The following is an 18461-nucleotide window of genomic DNA, read 5'->3' as shown; positions in this document are numbered from 1 at the left end:
GACTCTATTATGCGCAGCACCCAACCCGCCCAGATGCACCTCGGGGCGTTTTTGCAGGATGCCGGACATCATATCGCCGCCTGGCGCCATCCCGACGCACCGGCGGGCGCCGGCATGAATTTCGACCATTTCCGCTATCTGGCCCAGCGCGCCGAGGCCGCGAAATTCGATATGATCTTTCTTGGCGATCAAATGACTTTTCAGTACGAAGAAGACGAAACGCTGGGCCGCACGTCCCGTACCGTTAATTTTGAGCCGTTGACCCTGCTCTCAGCGCTGGCGGGATCCACTTCGCGCATTGGTTTAATCGCCACCGCTTCCACCAGCTACAACGAGCCGTTTAACGTGGCGCGCAAATACGCTTCCCTCGACCATATCAGCCACGGGCGCGCCGGTTGGAATGTGGTGACCAGTTGGACCGGAGGGGAAGCGCGCAATTTTAACCGCAGCGAGGTGATGGAACATGGTCTGCGTTACCGCCGTGCGCAAGAGTTTGTCGAGGTGGTGAAGGGACTCTGGGACAGCTGGGACAGCGACGCCTTGCTTGACGATCGCCAGCAGGGCTATTTTTTCGATCCGGCGCGCCTGCATGTGCTCGATCATCAGGGCGAGTTTTTTCAGGTTCGTGGCCCCTTGACCATCTCCCGATCGCCGCAGGGACATCCGGTGATGGTGCAGGCGGGCTCATCTGCCGATGGCCAGACTTTAGCTGCGCGGCATGCCGAGGTGATCTTCACCGCCCAGCGCCACCTGGCTGAAGCGCAGAGCTTCTACCGCACGGTGAAGGAGCAATTGGTCAGCGCTGGCCGCACGCCGGAGAGCCTGAAAATTATGCCGGGCGTGTTCCCGGTCGTCGGTGAAAGCGCCGCACACGCGCGGGAGAAATTTGAACAGTTACAGGCGCTGGTGAACCCCGAAATTGGTTGGGCGGTGCTGGCACGTCATCTGGGCGGAGTCGATTTATCCCGCTATTCCCCGGACGATCCCGTCCCTGATCTGCCGCTGACGCAGGGCAACCAAAGCCGACAGGCGCTGCTGTTGGCGTTTGCCCGCCGCGAAAATCTGACGATACGCGAGCTGTATTGGCATGTCACCGGCACGCGCGGGCATTGGTGCGTGTTTGGCACGGCGTCCGAGATTGCCGATGTGCTGGAAAGCTGGTTCACCCAAGGCGCCGCCGATGGATTTAATATCATGGCGCCATGGCTGCCCGGCGGACTGGATGAATTCATCGATGAGGTCGTTCCCGTCCTTCAGCGCCGGGGGCTATTCAGGACCGATTATCAGGGGACAACCTTACGCGATCATTTAGGGCTGGCGCCGCCGCGCAGCCGCTATGCCAACAGGGAGGCGCGCTAGATGGCCCGTACGCTGCATTTAGGGGTGTTTGTGGAAACCACCGGGCGCCATCTTGCAGGGTGGCGTCATCCCGATGTGGATCCCCATGCGCCGATGCGCTTGGCACATTATCGCCAGTTGGTGACTATCGCCGAGCGCGGATTATTCGACCTGTTTTTTCTCGCCGATGGATTGGCCGTCAGGGATCGCGCGGCGGAACAGTTGGGACGCACCCCCAAAGCGCATCTGGAGCCGCTGACGCTTCTGGCCGCGTTGGCACCGTTGACACAGCATATCGGTCTGATTGCGACGGCATCGACGACCTTCAACGAGCCCTGGCATTTGGCGCGCAAATTTGCCTCCCTGGACCATCTAAGCGACGGGCGCGCGGGGTGGAATATTGTCACCTCCTCCAGCCAGGCGGAGGCGGATAACTTTTCCATGGCGGCGATCCCGGGGCCTGAAACGCGCTATCGCCGCGCCGAAGAGTTTGTCGAGGTGGTACGGGGGCTGTGGGACAGTTGGGATGATGATGCCATTCTGGCCGACCAGCAGCAGGGGCGTTATTTCTCACCGCATCGCCTGCATACTCTAGACCACCAAGGGGAATTCTTTTCCATCCGCGGCCCGCTGACGGTGTCCCGACCCCCGCAAGGTTACCCGCTGCTGGTCCAGGCGGGCTCTTCGCCGCAGGGCATCCAGTTGGGGGCGCGTTACGGTGAGATCATTTATACGGCGCAAACCACGCTGCACGATGCCCAGCGTTTTTACCGGCACATCAAAGCCCAGGCCCAACAGGCCGGACGGCACCCTGACGATTTGCGGATACTGCCGGGCCTGTTCCCCGTCGTCGCGCCCAGCCGCAGCGAGGCGCAGGAAAAATTCGAGCAATTGCAGTCGTTGCTTCACCCGGAGGTGGGCCTAGCGCAGTTGGAACATCATCTCGGCGGCGTCAGCCTGGCCGGGTTCGACATTGATGGCCCCCTGCCTGATCTGCCGCCGGGTAAGGAATATACCAGCCGGGCTGAGCTGCTGATAAACGTGGCGCGCCGCGACAACCTCACCCTGCGGCAGCTTTACCAACAGGTCGGCGTAGCGCGAGGGCATCCCTTACTTGTCGGCACACCGACCGACGTTGCCGACTTTATGGCCAGTTGGTTTCACGAAGAAGGGGCAGATGGATTTAACATCATGCCGGGGTGGCTTCCGGGGGGCCTGATCGATTTCGTCGATCTGGTCGTGCCGGAACTACAGCGCCGCGGCCTGTTCCACACCGCCTATCGGGGAAAAACGCTGCGGGAACGTTTGGCGCTGCCCCGCCCCTCGAGCCGTTATGCCGCCACCAGCCATAAGGATTGATCAGACCGTGAACACCACTATTGCCGTGCTCAGTCCGCAACAGGCGTTGGCCCGCGCTGACGCGTTTCGCCAGCGGTTTGCCGCCGGCAGCAGCCAGCGTGACCGTGAGCGACGGCTGCCCCGAGAAGAGATGACTGAGCTTAAACAGAGCGGCTTGTTGGCCCTGCGGGTGCCGCGCGCCTTTGGCGGCGCTGAAATTGATATGGTCACCTTCAGCCGGGTGCTACGCTTATTGGCGGCAGGGGATCCCAACATTGCCCAGGCCATTGCGCCGCAATTCACCAATCTGGAAAAATTGCGCCTCTACGGCAGCGCCGAGCAGCAAGCGCGCTATTTCGCCCACACCCTCGCCGGCGGGTTAATGAGCAATGCGGCGGCGGAGAAAGGGGGCAATTTCATTGGCGACATCGCCACGACTTTACGGCGCGAAGGGGCAGGCTGGCGCTTGAACGGGCGCAAAGCGTACAGTACCGGCAGTCTGTTTTCGACGCTTATCCTGGTCACCGCCCGCCATCCCGACGGGGGGAGAGCGGCGGTGTTTGTGCCGGTGGACCGTGCTGGGGTGCATATGTTCGACGACTGGGACGGCATGGGCCAACGCACTACCGCCAGCGGCACCACGGAGTATCATAACGTCGTCATCAACGAGGACGAAATTCTGCCCGTACCCGCCTTTGGCCATCGCCGAACCCACGAAGGCGCTTTTGCCCAATTAATTCACAGCGCGGTGGACGCCGGTATTACCCAGGCCGCGTTGGAAGACGCCTGCCGGTACGGTCGTGAGCAGGCGCGGGTGCTACGGGACAGCGGCGTCAACGCCGCCACCGAAGATCCCTATGTGCTACAGACCGTTGGGGAGATGGCCATCATGACGCACGGCGCGGAGGCCTTGCTTGAGCGCGGAGCGCGTCTGCTGGATGACGCGCTTGAGGCCAGTTATCACACCGCCCCGGACGCCGACCGCCGGCTGGCAGAGGCCTCGATTGCCATCGCCGAAGCCAAATTTGCCACCACCGAGGCGTCCTTGCGGGTGAGTGAAATGCTGTTCCGCCTGGGGGGCGCCTCAGCCACCCGCCAAACGCTGAATCTGGATCGCCACTGGCGCAATGCCCGTACCCACACCACGCACGATCCGGTTGCCTATAAGGCCCGCGCGGTGGGGGACTTTTATCTCAACGGCAATCTGCCGCCGATTAACACCAAAATTTGAGGCGCGTGAACATGGATCTTGAACTCAACAATAACGGGGTCGTTGTGACCGGCGGCAGTAAAGGCATTGGCCTCGCCGTCGCGCGGCGCTTTCTGGAGGAAGGGGCGCGCGTGGCAATCGTTTCCCGCAGCGAAGAACATCTGCGCGCGGCGCGGGCGAGCTTGGCGCAGGGTGAAGATCGGCTGATGACCCTGTCGGCCGACTTACGGGATGCGCAGCAGGCGCGTGGAGCGGTGGATCGTGCCGCGGCCTGGCTTGGTGAAATTGACGTGCTGGTCAACAGCGCGGGGGATGCGCAGCGGCGCGCGCCGGAAGAGCTTGACAGCGACGCCTGGCACGCCGCCATGGACGCCAAATACTTCACCTATATTCACGCCCAGGACGCGGTGCTTGCCCGCTGGCGACAGCGGACGCCGGACAGCCGCGGGCAGCGCGGAGCCATCATCAATATCGTCGGCACCGGCGGGCGGGTACCTAATCCCTCCCATGCGGCGGGCGGGGCTGCGAATGCCGCACTGTTACTCTCAACCTTAGCGCTGGCACAACATTATGCACGCTTGGGCGTACGGCTAAACGCCATCAATCCCGGGTTTACCCTCACGGATCGTATTCATCGCTCCATTGAGCATGAGGCCAAACGTTTGCAGCTTACCCCGGAGCAGGCGCTGGCGAAAATGGAAGCGGAGCTGCCGTTAGGACGTTTTGGCGAGCCTGAGGACATCGCCGACGCCGCGTTATTCCTCGCCAGTCGACGCGCCAGCTACATTACCGGCGCGGTGCTGAGCGTTGACGGCGGACAAAAGCCGATCCTTTAAACGCCATTGCCCGCGCGGCTTACGCAGCGGGCAGGGCCAGGCGCGGCAATGCCTGCGCGGCTTCGACCAGCGTCCGGGTGTAGGGGTGGCGGGGTGCGGACAATAAGCGCAAAGCCTCGCCCTCTTCCACTACATCGCCTGCCTTCATCACCAACACATGGTGCGCCATAGCGGCTACCACCGCCACATCGTGCGTGATAATCAAATAACTCAGACCGCGGTCACGCTGGAGTTGCTGTAACAATTCCACCACCTGTTTTTGCACGGTGACGTCCAGCGCGCTGGTGGGCTCGTCCAGCACCAGAATATCCGGCTCGACGATAAGCGCCCGGGCGATCGCGATACGCTGCCGCTGGCCGCCGGAAAATTCGTGTGGGTGACGTTGTAACAACCCGGGAAACTGCGCGGGGTGTAGGCTGACCTCGTCCAGCCGCGCCAAAATGCGTCCTCGCCGTTCAGCCGCGGAAAGATGGGGAAAATGATATTGCAGCCCCTCGCCGATGATTTGCTCTATCGTCAGGCGGGGCGACAACGAGGAGTAAGGATCTTGAAACACCGCCTGGATTTTGCGGCGTTGCACCTTGCGGGTCGTCGCTCCACCTTGCCGGGCCTGCGCCCATGAAACCCCATCCACCAGCAGCGTTCCCTGATGGCCAATCAGACCCAGTACGGCGTTGGCCAGCGATGTTTTACCTGAACCGGATTCGCCGATAATGCCGACGGTTTGACCTTTTCTCAACTCAAGCGTGGCATTATTTACCGCCTGATGCCATCCAGGACGCAGCCAATGAGCCATTCCCCGGTTAATGCGGGGATAGCGTATCCGCACCCCTTTGGCAAGCAGCTGGGGCGGGGCCTGGTTTACGCTCGCCGCAACCGGTTCAACCCGACGCGTCGGTTGGCTGGACAGCAGCTTGCGGGTGTAAGGATGCGCGGGTGAACGAAACAGTCGTTCCGTTGGCGCATCTTCTACCAAGACGCCGTTTTCCATTACCAGCACCCGATCGGCGAACCGCCTGACCAAATGCAAATCATGGGTTATCAATAATATTGCCATACCGTTACGCTGTTGCAGTTGGGTCAACAGCGCGAGGATCTGCTGGCGTAGCGTGACGTCCAGCGCGGTGGTGGGCTCGTCCGCCAATAACAGCTGGGGTTCGCCGGCCAGCGCCATCGCTATCATGACCCGCTGGCGCTGCCCGCCGGAGAGCTGATGCGGATAGGCGTAGGCCCGTTGCTCAGGTTCGGCGATGCCGGTTTCCCGCAAACCCTCAACGGCGCGTTGCCAGGCGTCCCGGCCGGTGATGCCGCCGTGTAAACGATAGCTTTCCGCAATCTGTTCACCGACGGTTTTCAAAGGATTGAGCGCCGTCATCGGCTCTTGGAAAATCATGGCGATATCCCGGCCGCTGATGGCGCGGATCTGCGCCGGTTTCAACGTCAATAGATTTTCTCCCGCAAAGCGGGCTTCCCCCGCAACCTGCGCGCCCGGCATCAAATGCAGCAGGCTCATGGCCGTAATGCTTTTCCCCGAGCCGGACTCCCCCACCAGCGCCACTTTTTCATGGGCTTCAAGCTGGAATGAGACGCCCTGCACCCGCGTTTTTCCTGAGAAACCGATACGCAAATCGCGGACCTCTAAAAGACTCATGATTTCCTCCTGGTGTGGTTTCAGCGACGCTGCCAACGGGCGATTTGCGCCATATCCAGCTCAACGCCCCAGCCCGGCGCCGTACCGAGCCTCAGCCTGGCGTTGTCCACCCGCACCGGCTCGGTCACCACATCGGCGACCAGATCGTGAGTGACGCTTTGGCTAAACGGCGACGGTATCAGCGTATGCGGCCAGGCCGTCGCAAGGTGCGCGACCGCCAACGTCGCCAGCGAGGTCGCGGGATGATTGCCCGCTCTCACCTGCCAACCCGCCGCGTGGGCGAGCTGCCACAACGGCCGGCTATGCCAGATGCCGCCATTCTTTGCCGTTTTGGTATGTAACGCATGCGCGGCCCGCTCGGGGATCCACTGCAACAGATCGGCCTGGGTCGTTATGCTCTCATCGAGGATTAGCGCAACGGGACTTGTTGCCGCCAGCGCCGCTAACCCGTGTCGATCGTGGAGGGCAAGCGGCTGCTCCGCGGCGTCTACTGCGAAAGGTGCAATGCCGTGCAACAGGCGGCGCGCGTCGTCAAATGCCAGTGCCGCGTTGGCATCCACCAGCAGGCGCGCCTCATCCCCCAATGCATGGCGCAGAGCTGAAACCGCCTTTATATCGCGGCGAATATCCAGGCCCGCCTTGATGCTGAAGTGCCGATAGCCCTGCTGATAAAAGGCCAACGCTTCGTCGAGCGTGTCTTCAAGCTGGGCTCTTAGCGTCAGAACCGCGCCGGTTTCTATGGACTCGCGCGCCCGTCCGCCGAGCAACTGCCACACCGGCACCCCCAGCAGGTGCCCCTGGGCATCGTAAAGCGCATCCAGCAACGCCGCTTTGGCCGCCAGCCTTCCATACAGTACCTCATCAAACCGAGCGGCTATCGCCGCCAGGTCGAAGACCGACTGGCCGATCATTTGCGGTATCAGCAACGTTTGCATGGCGTCAATCAGGCCGACCAGGGTTTCACTGCTTCCCTGCCGCCGCCAGGCCTGCGTCTCACCTAACCCGTAGACGCCCTCCTCGGTGACAAGCCGTACGATAACCACATCAAGGGATGGCCGCTTCTCGCCCACGGCAATTTGCAACGCCCCGCGTAACGGAATGCGCAGCGGCCAAATTTCCACCTGACGAATGATCCCCCTCTGCGGCGGCGGCAGGTGTGTAGCTTCAACCGTCATAGTCGCGGCCTCCGTTGTCTGTGATGCAATCGCCACCGGGGCGGCTCCCGTTTTCGCTGTGCTTCAATCGCCGCTCTCCTCGTTGGTGCGGCCACCGGGGCCGAGCCGTCGAAAACCATGTCCCCCTTCGCGCGCCACCGCGGCCGGCAGGCTGGCTTCCCAGGCGAGGTAATCGCGCGATGCCTGCAAATTGCCGCTGTGTCGATCGTGCAGCCAGAAAAGAAAATCGCTACGCTCGCTCTCCGCCAGCGAAGCGTCATCTTCAACAAGCGGCCAGCCGGCCGCCTGCCAGGCAGCCGCATCCCCCGTCACCACCTGCGCGGCAATGCGGAAGCGGGTGCGCAGATCCCACGCCACGGCGTGGGCCAGCTCGGTCTGTTCAGCACATACCCACACTGGCTTATCGGCAGACAGGCGCTCGACCGCCTGCGCTAACCGGGCGCGATTGACCCAGCGGGCGCCCGCGATGTGCCGTTGCAAATACGGCTTACTGCGATCGGCGCTTAGCAACTGCACCTCGGGCGTCAGCTGCGCGCGCGCCTTACGGGCGTCCAGCGTGCCGATGTCAGGGAAAAGCGCGCTAAGATCGGGCTCCCGGGGCGTCGGAATGACCAAGTCGCCATCGTCCAGACACCGGCTGACCGACCAGCCGAGCTGATAGAGCCACCAGGCGGCAAATTGCGCCCGCTCTCCGGCAGGATCAAACACCACCAGCCGCGCGCCCCGCGTCGCGGCATACTCATCAAGGGTCTGCACCAATTGGCCGCCGGGCACCCATAACGCGCCCGGCAGGGTTCCTGCGAGATACTCTTCGCGGCTGCGCACGTCGAACACATAGGTGGTGACACTTTCATCCGCCTGCCATTGCGTCAAAGTCCCCCGACTGATGTCAGGGATCGCCGGGGCGTCCAGCGCCGACGGCCGGTTTCCCTGCGGCGGCAACCGGGGCGGCAGCGGCGTCTCGCCACCGCTCAACAGCGGCTGCCCCGCGATACGCCACGCCTGGGTGCCCCCCGCCAACGCCGCTACCGGCTGCGGCACGCCCGCATCAATCAGTGATTGCGCGCCGATAATACCCCGGGTGCGCCCTGCGCAGGTAATCACCACCGGCAGATCCGCGGGGAAAGACTGCTTTTTCAGCCAGGGTAGCAACTCCGCGTTCGGGCAGTTAATGGCGCCGGGTATGTGGTGTTGGCGAAACTCTTCCGGCGTGCGGCCGTCGAGCAACAACAGCGGCTTGCCGCTCAATTGCCATTGATACACCGTCTCCGCCGTCAGGGAAGGGGTTTGCGCCTTATGTTCCAGCCACTCAGAGAACGCCTTACTAAGGACGTTAACGCCGGGAAATAAAGCATAACCCGCCTGCCGCCAGGCAATGACCCCGCCCAGCGCCAGATAAACCTCGCGATAGCCCAGCTGCTGTAGGCGCAATACCGCCTGCCCTGCTCGATCCCCGCCCTCCTCATCCTGCACTACCACGGTAGTGCCGCGGCGCGGAATCAGCCGCGTGACGTTCACTTCCAACACGCTCCAGGGTAAATTGACCGCCAGCAGGGCATGCCCGCTACCGTACTCACCGGCTTCGCGAATATCAATCAGCGCAATTTCATGCGGCTTACGCAAACGCGCGTTAAGGGTAGCGACATCCATTGAGGGAAAATCAGCTCTGGCCATGGGTCAGGACTCCGTTAAGCGTGGATTGAATAGATCGTTTAAGCCATTCCCTATCAGCATGAAACTCATCACGGTGAAAAAAATGGCCAGACCGGGGAGCGCTGCCATATACCAGGCCGTACGTAACACCTCCCGGCCCGCGCCCACCATCGCGCCCCACGAGACCAGACTGGGATCGCCCAGGCCCAAAAAGGAGAGCGAGGCTTCGGATAAGATAATTTGCGCAATCAATACCGACGATGCCACCATCACCGGCGTCACGCTGTTAGGCAGAACGTGGCGGAAGATAATGCGCCTATCGCCAATGCCGATAGTCGCGGCGGCGCGAATAAAGTCCTGTTCACGAATCTTCATGGCTTCCGCGCGCACCAGTCGGGCGATTTGCGGCCACGACGTCGCCCCGAGCGCCAACGACAGACTAAACAGCGTCGGCCCCATGACCAGAATGATGGCGATAGCGAACAGCAGCCGCGGCATGGTGAGAAACACTTCGGTGAAGCGCATCAGTACATCGTCAATCCAGCTGGGGGCGTAATAGCCGGCGATAACCCCGATCACCACCCCCGCGATCAGCGCCAGGGCGGTGGCGATGAGGCCTATCGCCAATGAGGCACGCGCGCCGTAGAACAATTGCGCCATGACGTCGCGGCCCATCATATCGGTCCCCAAGGGAAAGCCGGCCGCGCTACCGGGCCATTGATTGGGCGCCCCGACCATTTCCCGCGGATCATCGGGAAACAGCCAGGGTGCCAGCAGCGCACAGACAATGATGGCAACCAATAGCGCGAGACCTATCAGTAAGGAGGGCGAACGTTTGGCGCGCCCCAGGCCGGCAAACAGGCTACGCGCGGGGCGAAGGGTCATCGTGGTCATGCGCGGCGCCTCCCGATACGCGGATCGAGCACCACATACAGCAAATCAATCAGCAGGTTCATTGCCACCACCAGTAGCGAACTCAGTAAAAAAATACCCAGCAGCAGATTAATATCCCGTTGCAATACCGCGTCATAGGCCAGGCGTCCGATCCCTGGCCAGCCGAACACCGTTTCAATCACGACCGATCCGCTAAGCAAACCGCCAATTTCCAGCCCGGTTAGCGTGACGATGGGTAAAGCCGCATTGCGCAGCATATGGCGAAAAATGACGCGCCACTCCGTCAGACCTTTGGCCCGCGCGGTGCGGACATAATCCTGGTGATAAACATCCAGCAGAGCGGAACGGGTCAAACGAACGTATACCGATAAAAAAAACAGGCTTAGCGAAAAAGCGGGCAAGATAAGGTGATGCAGCACGTCCAACAGATACGCCCAGCGGTTGGGAAAATCGGCCCCCACGGTGGCGAACCCGCCGACCGGCAACCAGCGTAACCAGAGTGCAAAAACCACGATAAACAGTAAGCCTATCCAGAACAGCGGCGTGGCGAAACCGATGGTGGAAAAGACGGAAATGAAACCATCAACAAAAGAGCCCCGATAGCGCGCCGCCACAATGCCCAGCAATACACCCAATACCAAGGCAAATAATATGGCCGTTAACGCCAACAATAATGTCGCCGGCAGGCGGCTGAAAATTAATTCGGAAACTTGAGCATTATATAAAAATGAATAGCCCATCTTTAGAGTGAAAAGTGACTGCAAATAGTGCCAAAACTGCTGCCAAATCGGAACATCCAGCCCGTATAAGTGGCGCATTTCATTCATGTATTCTGCGGAAGCGCCGCCCGATTGCGAGGCAATAACATCCGCCATATCGCCAGGGGCGAGTTTCATCAAACCAAAAGCCAGCAAGATAATGATAATTAATGTGGGTATAACTTGAAGGACCCGCCAGCCGACATAGTTAATGGTACTATTCATATTGTTTCCTCCGTTTGGCATCATATCGATAACCATTAGGAAACAAACAACATTATCCTCATAAGGACATACACTGAATGAGATAGGATGATACCGACGTGGCAGACCCTATTTTCGGCGCTTAACGTTCCGTCAAAATATTAAGAAATTGGCGGGTCCGCGGATGACGCGGCGATATCAACACGGTGTCCGGGGAGCCGTCATCAACGATTTTCCCTTTTTCCATAAACAGGACGCGATCGGCGACATCGCGGGCAAAAGACATCTCATGAGTGACGAGACACAAGGTCATATTGCGCTCATGAGCAATGTTGCGGATAACGTTAAGCACTTCCCCCACCAATTCCGGGTCCAGCGCCGACGTCACCTCATCAAATAACATGATCCGCGGCTGCATCGCCAGCGCCCGCGCTATCGCCACCCGTTGCTGCTGGCCGCCGGACAGCGTGGCGGGCCAGGCTTGGGCTTTATGGGCCAACCCCACTATTTGCAGGTAATCGTGCGCCCGCGCCCGCGCCTCATCGACGCTCAACCGTAACACCTGACGCGGTGCCTCCATGATGTTCTGTTCCACGGTCAAATGGGGAAACAGGTTGAAATGCTGAAACACCATACCGACTTGATGGCGCACCGGCCGCCGGCTAAACCAGCGACGGCGCCCACGGTCCGCCGCTACCGTTTCCCCCTCAATCATCACCGTACCGCTGGAGACCGCCTCCAGACCCTTGATTAGCCGCAAAATGGTCGATTTACCGGACCCGCTAGGGCCAATCAGCGCCACCTTTTGTCCAGCGGGAATGGCCAGATTGAGGTGGTCCAGCACGCGGGTCTCAGCGTAATCTTTGACTACCTGGGCAAAAGAAATGAGCGGTGTCGTCTGGAGAGAGGAAGCAGGATTAGGCATGAGCGCGTTTTTTTTCCCAATAGCGAAATAGCAACGAGGTCGGCAGACTGATCGCCAGGAACAGCACGGCCATCAGGGTATAGGGTTCGTCATAGCGATAGGTCATACCGGCGATTTGCTTGGCGGCCTGAAACAATTCAGGAATGGTAATGACCGCCAGCAACGGCGTTTCTTTAAACATGCCAATCAGGTAGTTGCCCAATATCGGCAGCATCGGTTTTAAGGCCTGAGGTAAGATAATCCGCCGCCACAGCACGGCGGGCGCGAAATCCAGCGCCTGCGCCGCTTCCCATTGACCGGCCGGTACATCGTTGATAGCGCCGCGAAACGCCTCAGCGATATAGGCGCCGTAATAGAGGCCGAGACCCAATACCCCGGTCGCCATCGCCGGCAGACTCAGGCCGCTTAGCGGCAGGGCGAAAAAGAGAAAGTACAGCTGCACCAACAGCGGCGTGAGACGAAAAAACGTGGTATAGGCCGTGCTTATCACACGGAGACCCCGTAGCGCGCTGCCGCGCGCGACGGCCATGACGCCCCCTACTAGTACCGCGCAGCAAAATCCCGCCAGCACGACGTTAAGCGTAACCCACAATCCGGCCAGTAATGCCGGCAAAATTGACCAGGCAAATTCCACATCAAATTCCATACTGTCCTCCGGTGCGGCGGTGGCGGGCAAGGTGACGTTCGTAACGTCGCACCAGCAGCGCCAGCGGCCACGACAGCAGAAAATAGCAACCCAGCACCACACTCCAAATCAACGTTTGATGCCCAAGCGTGGTGATAACCGTCGCACCGGAAAATGTCAGATCGCTGAGGGTGATCATTGACACCAACGAGGTGGATTTGAGCAGTTCCACCAGCAGATTGCCCAGCGGGGGGAGCATAAACGGTAGAGCCTGCGGCAAGATAATACGCCGCAGCGCGGCAAAGGGAGGGAAGTCGAGAGCGTACAAGGCGTCCCGCTGCCCCTGGCTAACGTTAATCAGCGCGCTGCGGACAATTTCCGCGCCGAAGGAAGAAAAATTCAGCCCCAGCCCGATGACCGCAGTGGTCATCGGCGCCAGTGAAATACCCAATAGCGGCAAAATAAAAAACAGATAAAACAGCTGCACCAGCGCCGATGTGCCCCTGAAGAATTCAATATAGCCGAGCGCGGCAATCCGCACCGGACGCCAGGGCGACAGCCGCAACAGCGCAACGATAAACGCCAGCGCCAGCGCCAATAGCGCGGCCAGGAAAGTAATTTGCACCGTGACGCCGACACCTTTCGCCAACTGATGCGCAATAAACGCCAAATTTTCGCTATCCATTAACCTCAACGCATCTCCGACCCATGTCTGGCGCTCAAGCCTCAAGCGGCGCCAGACTTATCAACCACTCACCCTCGGAGGTGATATTGTGATTAACGATCATCAATACCAATCCGGCAAACGGGGCGACAATCTCCCCCTGCGGGGCGCCGAAAATATCGTCGACTCTGCCTAGCCGCTGTCCCTGACTGACAATGTCACCCGCCGCCACGTCGAGATACAGCCGGCCGCTGCGCGGCGCTTGCACTTTGAAGAAATTGCTTACCACACGGTTGCGACGGCGGCGCGGCGTCAAACTTTGATCGGTCAGCCCGAGATAACGAGCGATATTCGCCACCCCATGAAAATGGAATAGGGTGTTTTCTTCATCCAGAATGCCGTTGGCGCCACCCTCGGACATGACCGCATGGCGGCCGAGCCAGGGTAATTCATTGGTGGCCCGGCCGCGGTTATTGGTCTGATCGGCGGCGAATTCAACAATGGCATCGGCATCAAACTGATGCGCCAGTTCGCGGGTACGGGCATCAAATTCCGGCTGGCCCGTCAGTTGGCACATTACAAATTTAGCCACTTCCTCGCGCAAATCGCCGCCGTGCAGGTCCACCAGCACCGCGGCGTCTTTTGCCCAGACATTCACTATCTGATCAAGCAGCACTTCACTGAAGCTGCCCTGCGGATCCCCCAGCGAGAGAAAATTCATATTCTTATTGTCCACCGGACAAACGAACTCGGCATGACTGTACAAGCCCGGCATATTCACTATCGGCAAAATAGCCACACTGCCCCGCCGCAGATGGTCGGCGAAATAGCTCGTTAGCCGCAGAGCGGCCTCCATTGCCGCCACTTCGTTGGGATGCATACCGGCGATAATGGCAAGCTCAGGTCCGGGTTCGGCGGCGGTAATCTCAAACCAGGGCAATTGCAGAGCGGCCACCAGCGGCGGATGAAAAGAAAGATTCCCCCACCGCAAGCGACCCTGCTGCCCTAAAGTGTGTTTAATCATAGGCGTACCTGCACCAAATCATTTACCGGGGGTCGCGCAAAGCTGACTGGCCTGAATATCTTCCGGCGGCAGCTCGTTGGCGGTATAGCCATACTTTTGTAATATTTTCAACAGCTCGCCGGAGGCGCGCAACGCTTTAAGCTGCGCGTTAAACGCGTCAATAAAGGCCCGATCGTTTCGCGGCAAACCAAAGGCATGATAGTTATAACCCGGCTGTCCGTGCGCATCGGGTATCTGCTGGAAGGGTAACGCGCGCTCCACGGTGGGATCGGCTTCTTTTTTCAGTAGGCTGATTATTTCCGCATCTGGGAAATAGACCGCATCGATACGCTTGGCCTTTAACGCCGCCAATGCCTCCGTATCTTTGTCAAACAGCACCACATTGGCGGTGGCGATGCCGCTGTCTTTCGCTTCCTGGATTTGATTCGTTCCGTTTTGCGTACCCAGACGCGCCTGCGGGTTAGCGGCCACATCCTTTAAACTATGCAAATTAAGCGGATTGCCTTTTCTGACAATGAAGGCGCCGCCGGAACGGGTGACCGGATTGGAAAAGCCGATCACTTGGCAGCGGGCATGATTGATAAACAGCCCGGCGCCGATGACGTCAAAGCGTTTGGCCGCCAGGCCCGGCACCAATGCGCCAAAATCCACGATAGGGGTGTCAATTTTCGTCATTCCCAAAGGCTTGAGTACCGCGCGTAATACTTCGATATTGGCGCCGGTGGCTTTACCGTCGGGCCCGATATAGCCATAGGGCTGCTCATTGGCGATACCCGCAACCAAAGGTTCCTGGCTTTTGGCTTTATCAAGCAAGCTTTGTGCCGAGGCCGGCAGAGCCAATACCGCGCCAAGTAAGACAACGGTGCTGACCACCCCGGCGAGAGAGAATGTAGAACTTGATTTCATGATTTTTCCTGGGAAGAACGCATTAAGGATCCCGGCCAGAACGGGGGCCGCTACGGCGCAAGATCGTATGCAAACCGGAATGAGATAACCGTGGAAAAAGTAGACCATGGCCTACGCCGTTCGCTAAATAACATTTTCAGCATACGATAGACAGAAACTGACGACCCGCTGTCAGGGATAAACCGTTAACCCTGCGGAGGTTTTTGCATGGCATTTAACCTAATAGCTGGCGGGAAGATAGTATCCGTCCCGCCAGCCAGTGCGCGCTGCGGTGCGGGCAAGGGCCGTGTAGTGCCGTGCCGTGCTGTGCTGTGCTGTGCTGTGCTGTGCTGTGCTGTGCTGTGCTGTGCCGTACCGACGTTGGACGCTTTTGCTTCGGCAAGCAACCCTTTCATCTTGCCGCCCGCGCTTATAGCCAAATTGCAATCCTTAAGAAGGATATGATTTTTAATGTTAACCCCCTCGCCGTTTATACTGTCGCGGTCAATAATACTTCATAATTCACATCATTAAGGCAAGGAAAAATGGACTTCAGGAAAACGTTTCTCGCACTGTTTATCGGCTCCTTATTACCGACCAGCGCGGCGCTCGCCGCTGCCAACCGGACGTTGGTCTATTGCTCGGAAGCCTCGCCGGAATCCTTCAATCCGCAAATCGCCAGTTCCGGTCCGTCTTTCGTCGCCAGTTCCCAAGTGCTGTATAATCGGCTGGTGGCCTTCCGTGAAAGCGACAATGTGCCGGTCCCCTCGCTCGCCACCGCTTGGAAAATCAGCCCGGACGGCAAAACCTATACCTTCACCCTACGTCAGGGGGTGAAGTTCAATAGCAATTACTATTTTACGCCCACCCGTGATTTCAACGCCGATGATGTCATTTTCTCCCTTATGCGGCAGAAAGATGCCCAACATCCCTATCACAATTTTTCCCACGCGGCCTATGAATATTTTAACGACATTGGTCTGGGCGCAATGATCCAGGACGTCAAAAAACTGGACGATTACCATGTGCAGTTTACCCTTAGCCATCCCGACGCCACCTTTCTGGCCGACTGGGGCATGGACTTCGCGTCGATCCTCTCGGCGGAATACGCCGACGCCATGCTAAAACAAGGAACGCCGGAACGGGTGGATACCGATCCTATCGGCACGGGCCCGTATAATCTGAAGGAATATAAAGTCGATTCTATTATTCGCTATGAAGCCAACCCGCATTACTGGCAAGGTGAGGTACCCACCAAGCGCCTGGTTTTCGCTATTACGCCTAATGTCACCACCCGGCTTGCCAAGATTGAGAAGAATGAATGCCAAATTATGCCGGCCCCCAACCCGGTGAACTTCGATGAGATCCGCAACGATCCCAATCTGACCCTCCACAGCGTGGACGGTATGAATGTTGGCTATCTGGCGTTTAATACCGAGAAAAAACCCTTTAACAATGTTCTGGTACGCCAGGCGCTAAATTACGCGGTAGATAAAAAAGCCATTATCGATGCCGTATTTCTGGGCTCCGGCGCGGTAGCGAAATCCCCTATCCCGCCCAATATGCTCGGCTTTGACGCAGCGCTTGCCGATTACCCATACGATCCGGCCAAGGCGCGGGCATTGCTGAAACAGGCGGGCTTCGAGCAGGGCTTCACCACCGATCTATGGTCGATGCCGGTACAGCGCCCTTATAATCCCAATTCGCGCCGTATTGCCGAGATGATTCAAAGTGACTGGGCTAAAGTGGGCGTCACCGCCAAAATCATCACCTTTGAATGGGGTGAATATCTGGCCGGCGTTCGCAAGGGCGAGCATTCATCCGCATTGTTCGGCTGGGTGTCGGATAATGGCGATCCGGATAACTTTGCCAATGTTTTATTGGGTTGTGACAGCATTAAAAGCGGTTCAAATGCGGCACTGTGGTGTGATAAGCACTACGACGCGTTGGTGCAACAGGCCAAGACCATTAGCGATCCCGCCCTGCGCGCACCGCTCTACCAACAGGCACAAGCGGTGTTCCATCAGCAGGCGCCCTGGATACCGCTGGCCAACGGCAAAACCTTCTATGTTACCCGCAAGAATGTCACCGGCTATAGCGTCAGCCTGAACGGCAGCGATTTCGCCAAAGCCAAACTAGACTAACCTGTTAAGGCCGGCGGCTAAGCCCCCTTTCCGCTGGCCCTGCCGCTGGACCGGTAGCCGTGTGCCGTTTCGTCGGGCCTGCCGTTGTATCGACGGCCATGCGCCGATTCTGCCGGGCCGGCGGCCAAGCCTTTTTTCCCGCTAGCCTGCCGCTGGGCCGGTGATCGTGCGCCGTTTCCGCCGGGTTGCCAATGGGCCGTTGCATGGCATAGCGCACGGCGCGTCAACCCGTGCGCTGATGTGTTCCGGCCGGCCGCGAGACCGGGGCGGCTATGCGTTATAAGCCATTCTCGCCCCCACGCCGCAAAACCGCTCAGCCATTTACCGGAATCACGGCCCCTTTATATTTATTACGAATAAAATCCTGAATCGCTTTGGAATGTAGCACTGCGACTAAGGCTTTAATGTCCGGCTTGTTCTCGTCCCCGCGATGCACGGTGATAATATTGGCGTAAGGGTTATTCTCGCCGCTTTCCACCGCGATAGGATCGTTAACCGGGTCGAGACCGGCATCAATGGCATAATTGGCATTAATGACCACCGCATCCCCTTCATCGTTATTGTACATTTGCGGCAACAGCGACCCTTCGATATTCGGCAAGAACTGTAAATGTTTCGGATTATCGATAATATCGGTGATACGCGCATCTATCTTACTGACGCCGGGTTTAAGCTTGATAACCCCTTCCCGCTCGAAAATTGACAATATCCGCCCCTCTTCCGCCACGGCGTCACGCATGATGATCTTGCCGTTTTGCGGTAGCGCTTTCAGGCTCTTGTAGCGTTTTGAATAAATACCGATGGGTTCGATATGAATAGCGCCGGCGCTGACGAAGTCGTAGCTTTTATCCCCGGCGTGATCCTTAATGACGCTATTGAGATAGGGAATATGTTGAAAATAATTGGCATCGATATCACGGCTCGCCAAGGCGGTATTGGGTAAAATATAGTCCTGGAAGGGGGTGATCTTAAGTGTAATCCCCTGTTTGGCCAGAATGGGTTTAGCCTGTTCCAGTATTTCAGCGTGCGGTACATTGGATGCGCCAACCCGGAGTACAGCGGACCAGGCGGAAGCGGAAAGGCTAAGCGTTACCAAAGCCGCGGCGGTCAGCAAGGTTAATGTTTTTTTCATCGTTT

The 18461-nt window shown here is 58.7% G+C and carries 16 protein-coding genes; 5 read left to right on the top strand and 11 right to left on the bottom strand.

Translation table 11 applies throughout. From position 1 onward, the window contains the following. Positions 1-9 precede the first annotated feature (9 nt). Genes SANT_RS21740 through SANT_RS21725 form a run of 4 tightly spaced genes read left to right on the top strand, consistent with a single transcriptional unit; the run spans position 10 to position 4722 of the window. Positions 10-1359 carry an LLM class flavin-dependent oxidoreductase gene (locus SANT_RS21740; protein ID WP_025424331.1) on the top strand — a complete coding sequence of 450 codons (1350 nt, stop codon included), beginning with the start codon at positions 10-12 and terminating at the stop codon, positions 1357-1359. Beyond that, on the top strand, positions 1360-2697 hold the full coding sequence (locus tag SANT_RS21735) for an LLM class flavin-dependent oxidoreductase (protein WP_025424330.1): 1338 nt from the start codon (positions 1360-1362) through the stop codon (positions 2695-2697). It begins immediately after the preceding gene. A gap of 7 nt (positions 2698-2704) precedes the next feature. Next, positions 2705-3907: an acyl-CoA dehydrogenase family protein gene (locus SANT_RS21730; protein ID WP_025424329.1), complete on the top strand. Its 1203-nt coding sequence runs from the start codon at positions 2705-2707 to the stop codon at positions 3905-3907. A gap of 11 nt (positions 3908-3918) precedes the next feature. Further along, the gene (locus SANT_RS21725; protein WP_025424328.1) at positions 3919-4722 is read left to right on the top strand and encodes an SDR family oxidoreductase; all 804 of its coding nucleotides are present in this window, start codon (positions 3919-3921) and stop codon (positions 4720-4722) included. A 19-nt stretch (positions 4723-4741) separates the two neighbouring features. On the opposite strand, the gene SANT_RS21720 is transcribed toward SANT_RS21725, so the two are convergent. The 10 genes from SANT_RS21720 to ehuB form a co-directional block, all read right to left on the bottom strand. Next, positions 4742-6373 (bottom strand): ABC transporter ATP-binding protein, encoded by a 1632-nt coding sequence (locus tag SANT_RS21720; RefSeq protein ID WP_025424327.1) that lies wholly within the window; start codon positions 6371-6373, stop codon positions 4742-4744. A gap of 20 nt (positions 6374-6393) precedes the next feature. Continuing rightward, positions 6394-7548, bottom strand: coding sequence for a mandelate racemase/muconate lactonizing enzyme family protein (locus SANT_RS21715; RefSeq protein ID WP_025424326.1), 1155 nt, complete (start codon positions 7546-7548; stop codon positions 6394-6396). Positions 7549-7611: 63 nt separating this feature from the next. Then, positions 7612-9222 (bottom strand): rhodanese-like domain-containing protein, encoded by a 1611-nt coding sequence (locus SANT_RS21710; RefSeq protein WP_081730529.1) that lies wholly within the window; start codon positions 9220-9222, stop codon positions 7612-7614. A gap of 3 nt (positions 9223-9225) precedes the next feature. Beyond that, complete coding sequence (locus SANT_RS21705; RefSeq protein ID WP_025424324.1) at positions 9226-10095, bottom strand: ABC transporter permease; 870 nt, start codon at positions 10093-10095, stop codon at positions 9226-9228. Beyond that, entirely contained in the window at positions 10092-11078 is a 987-nt protein-coding gene (locus SANT_RS21700) for an ABC transporter permease (RefSeq protein WP_025424323.1), read from the bottom strand. Before SANT_RS21700 ends, SANT_RS21705 begins: the two co-directional genes overlap by 4 nt. Positions 11079-11199: 121 nt before the next feature. Next, complete coding sequence (locus SANT_RS21695; RefSeq protein WP_025424322.1) at positions 11200-11982, bottom strand: amino acid ABC transporter ATP-binding protein; 783 nt, start codon at positions 11980-11982, stop codon at positions 11200-11202. Next, positions 11975-12628: an ectoine/hydroxyectoine ABC transporter permease subunit EhuD gene (ehuD, locus tag SANT_RS21690; RefSeq protein WP_025424321.1), complete on the bottom strand. Its 654-nt coding sequence runs from the start codon at positions 12626-12628 to the stop codon at positions 11975-11977. The genes SANT_RS21695 and ehuD overlap by 8 nt, the downstream gene beginning before the upstream one ends. After that, on the bottom strand, positions 12618-13292 hold the full coding sequence (ehuC, locus tag SANT_RS21685; protein WP_025424320.1) for an ectoine/hydroxyectoine ABC transporter permease subunit EhuC: 675 nt from the start codon (positions 13290-13292) through the stop codon (positions 12618-12620). The genes ehuD and ehuC overlap by 11 nt, the downstream gene beginning before the upstream one ends. A gap of 34 nt (positions 13293-13326) precedes the next feature. Then, positions 13327-14295, bottom strand: a complete 969-nt coding sequence (locus tag SANT_RS23110) for a succinylglutamate desuccinylase/aspartoacylase family protein (protein ID WP_081730528.1) — start codon at positions 14293-14295, stop codon at positions 13327-13329. 18 nt (positions 14296-14313) lie between these two features. Then, positions 14314-15201 carry an ectoine/hydroxyectoine ABC transporter substrate-binding protein EhuB gene (gene ehuB, locus SANT_RS21675; protein ID WP_025424318.1) on the bottom strand — a complete coding sequence of 296 codons (888 nt, stop codon included), beginning with the start codon at positions 15199-15201 and terminating at the stop codon, positions 14314-14316. Positions 15202-15725: 524 nt separating this feature from the next. On the opposite strand from ehuB, the gene SANT_RS21670 reads away from it, so the two are divergent. Beyond that, the gene (locus SANT_RS21670) at positions 15726-17324 is read left to right on the top strand and encodes an ABC transporter substrate-binding protein (RefSeq protein WP_025424317.1); all 1599 of its coding nucleotides are present in this window, start codon (positions 15726-15728) and stop codon (positions 17322-17324) included. A gap of 313 nt (positions 17325-17637) precedes the next feature. On the opposite strand, the gene SANT_RS21665 is transcribed toward SANT_RS21670, so the two are convergent. Further along, entirely contained in the window at positions 17638-18456 is an 819-nt protein-coding gene (locus SANT_RS21665; protein ID WP_025424316.1) for a MetQ/NlpA family ABC transporter substrate-binding protein, read from the bottom strand. Positions 18457-18461 lie beyond the last annotated feature (5 nt).

The organism is Sodalis praecaptivus, from assembly GCF_000517425.1.
In the GTDB taxonomy this organism is placed as follows: domain Bacteria; phylum Pseudomonadota; class Gammaproteobacteria; order Enterobacterales; family Enterobacteriaceae; genus Sodalis_A; species Sodalis_A praecaptivus.
The sequence above is the reverse complement of the archived record's forward strand: the minus strand, read 5'-3'. Positions and strand labels throughout refer to the sequence as shown.

Excerpts from the sequence above, each read along its gene's own strand:
- SANT_RS21670 (WP_025424317.1), top strand. The coding sequence starts at position 15,726 with ATGGACTTCAGGAAAACGTTTCTCGCACTGTTTATCGGCTCCTTATTA.
- SANT_RS21715 (WP_025424326.1), bottom strand. The coding sequence starts at position 7,548 with ATGACGGTTGAAGCTACACACCTGCCGCCGCCGCAGAGGGGGATCATT.
- SANT_RS21665 (WP_025424316.1), bottom strand. The coding sequence starts at position 18,456 with ATGAAAAAAACATTAACCTTGCTGACCGCCGCGGCTTTGGTAACGCTT.
- SANT_RS23110 (WP_081730528.1), bottom strand. The coding sequence starts at position 14,295 with ATGATTAAACACACTTTAGGGCAGCAGGGTCGCTTGCGGTGGGGGAAT.
- SANT_RS21740 (WP_025424331.1), top strand. The coding sequence starts at position 10 with ATGCGCAGCACCCAACCCGCCCAGATGCACCTCGGGGCGTTTTTGCAG.
- SANT_RS21700 (WP_025424323.1), bottom strand. The coding sequence starts at position 11,078 with ATGAATAGTACCATTAACTATGTCGGCTGGCGGGTCCTTCAAGTTATA.
- SANT_RS21705 (WP_025424324.1), bottom strand. The coding sequence starts at position 10,095 with ATGACCACGATGACCCTTCGCCCCGCGCGTAGCCTGTTTGCCGGCCTG.
- ehuB (WP_025424318.1), bottom strand. The coding sequence starts at position 15,201 with ATGAAATCAAGTTCTACATTCTCTCTCGCCGGGGTGGTCAGCACCGTT.
- SANT_RS21720 (WP_025424327.1), bottom strand. The coding sequence starts at position 6,373 with ATGAGTCTTTTAGAGGTCCGCGATTTGCGTATCGGTTTCTCAGGAAAA.
- SANT_RS21695 (WP_025424322.1), bottom strand. The coding sequence starts at position 11,982 with ATGCCTAATCCTGCTTCCTCTCTCCAGACGACACCGCTCATTTCTTTT.
- ehuD (WP_025424321.1), bottom strand. The coding sequence starts at position 12,628 with ATGGAATTTGATGTGGAATTTGCCTGGTCAATTTTGCCGGCATTACTG.
- SANT_RS21725 (WP_025424328.1), top strand. The coding sequence starts at position 3,919 with ATGGATCTTGAACTCAACAATAACGGGGTCGTTGTGACCGGCGGCAGT.
- SANT_RS21710 (WP_081730529.1), bottom strand. The coding sequence starts at position 9,222 with ATGGCCAGAGCTGATTTTCCCTCAATGGATGTCGCTACCCTTAACGCG.
- ehuC (WP_025424320.1), bottom strand. The coding sequence starts at position 13,292 with ATGGATAGCGAAAATTTGGCGTTTATTGCGCATCAGTTGGCGAAAGGT.
- SANT_RS21735 (WP_025424330.1), top strand. The coding sequence starts at position 1,360 with ATGGCCCGTACGCTGCATTTAGGGGTGTTTGTGGAAACCACCGGGCGC.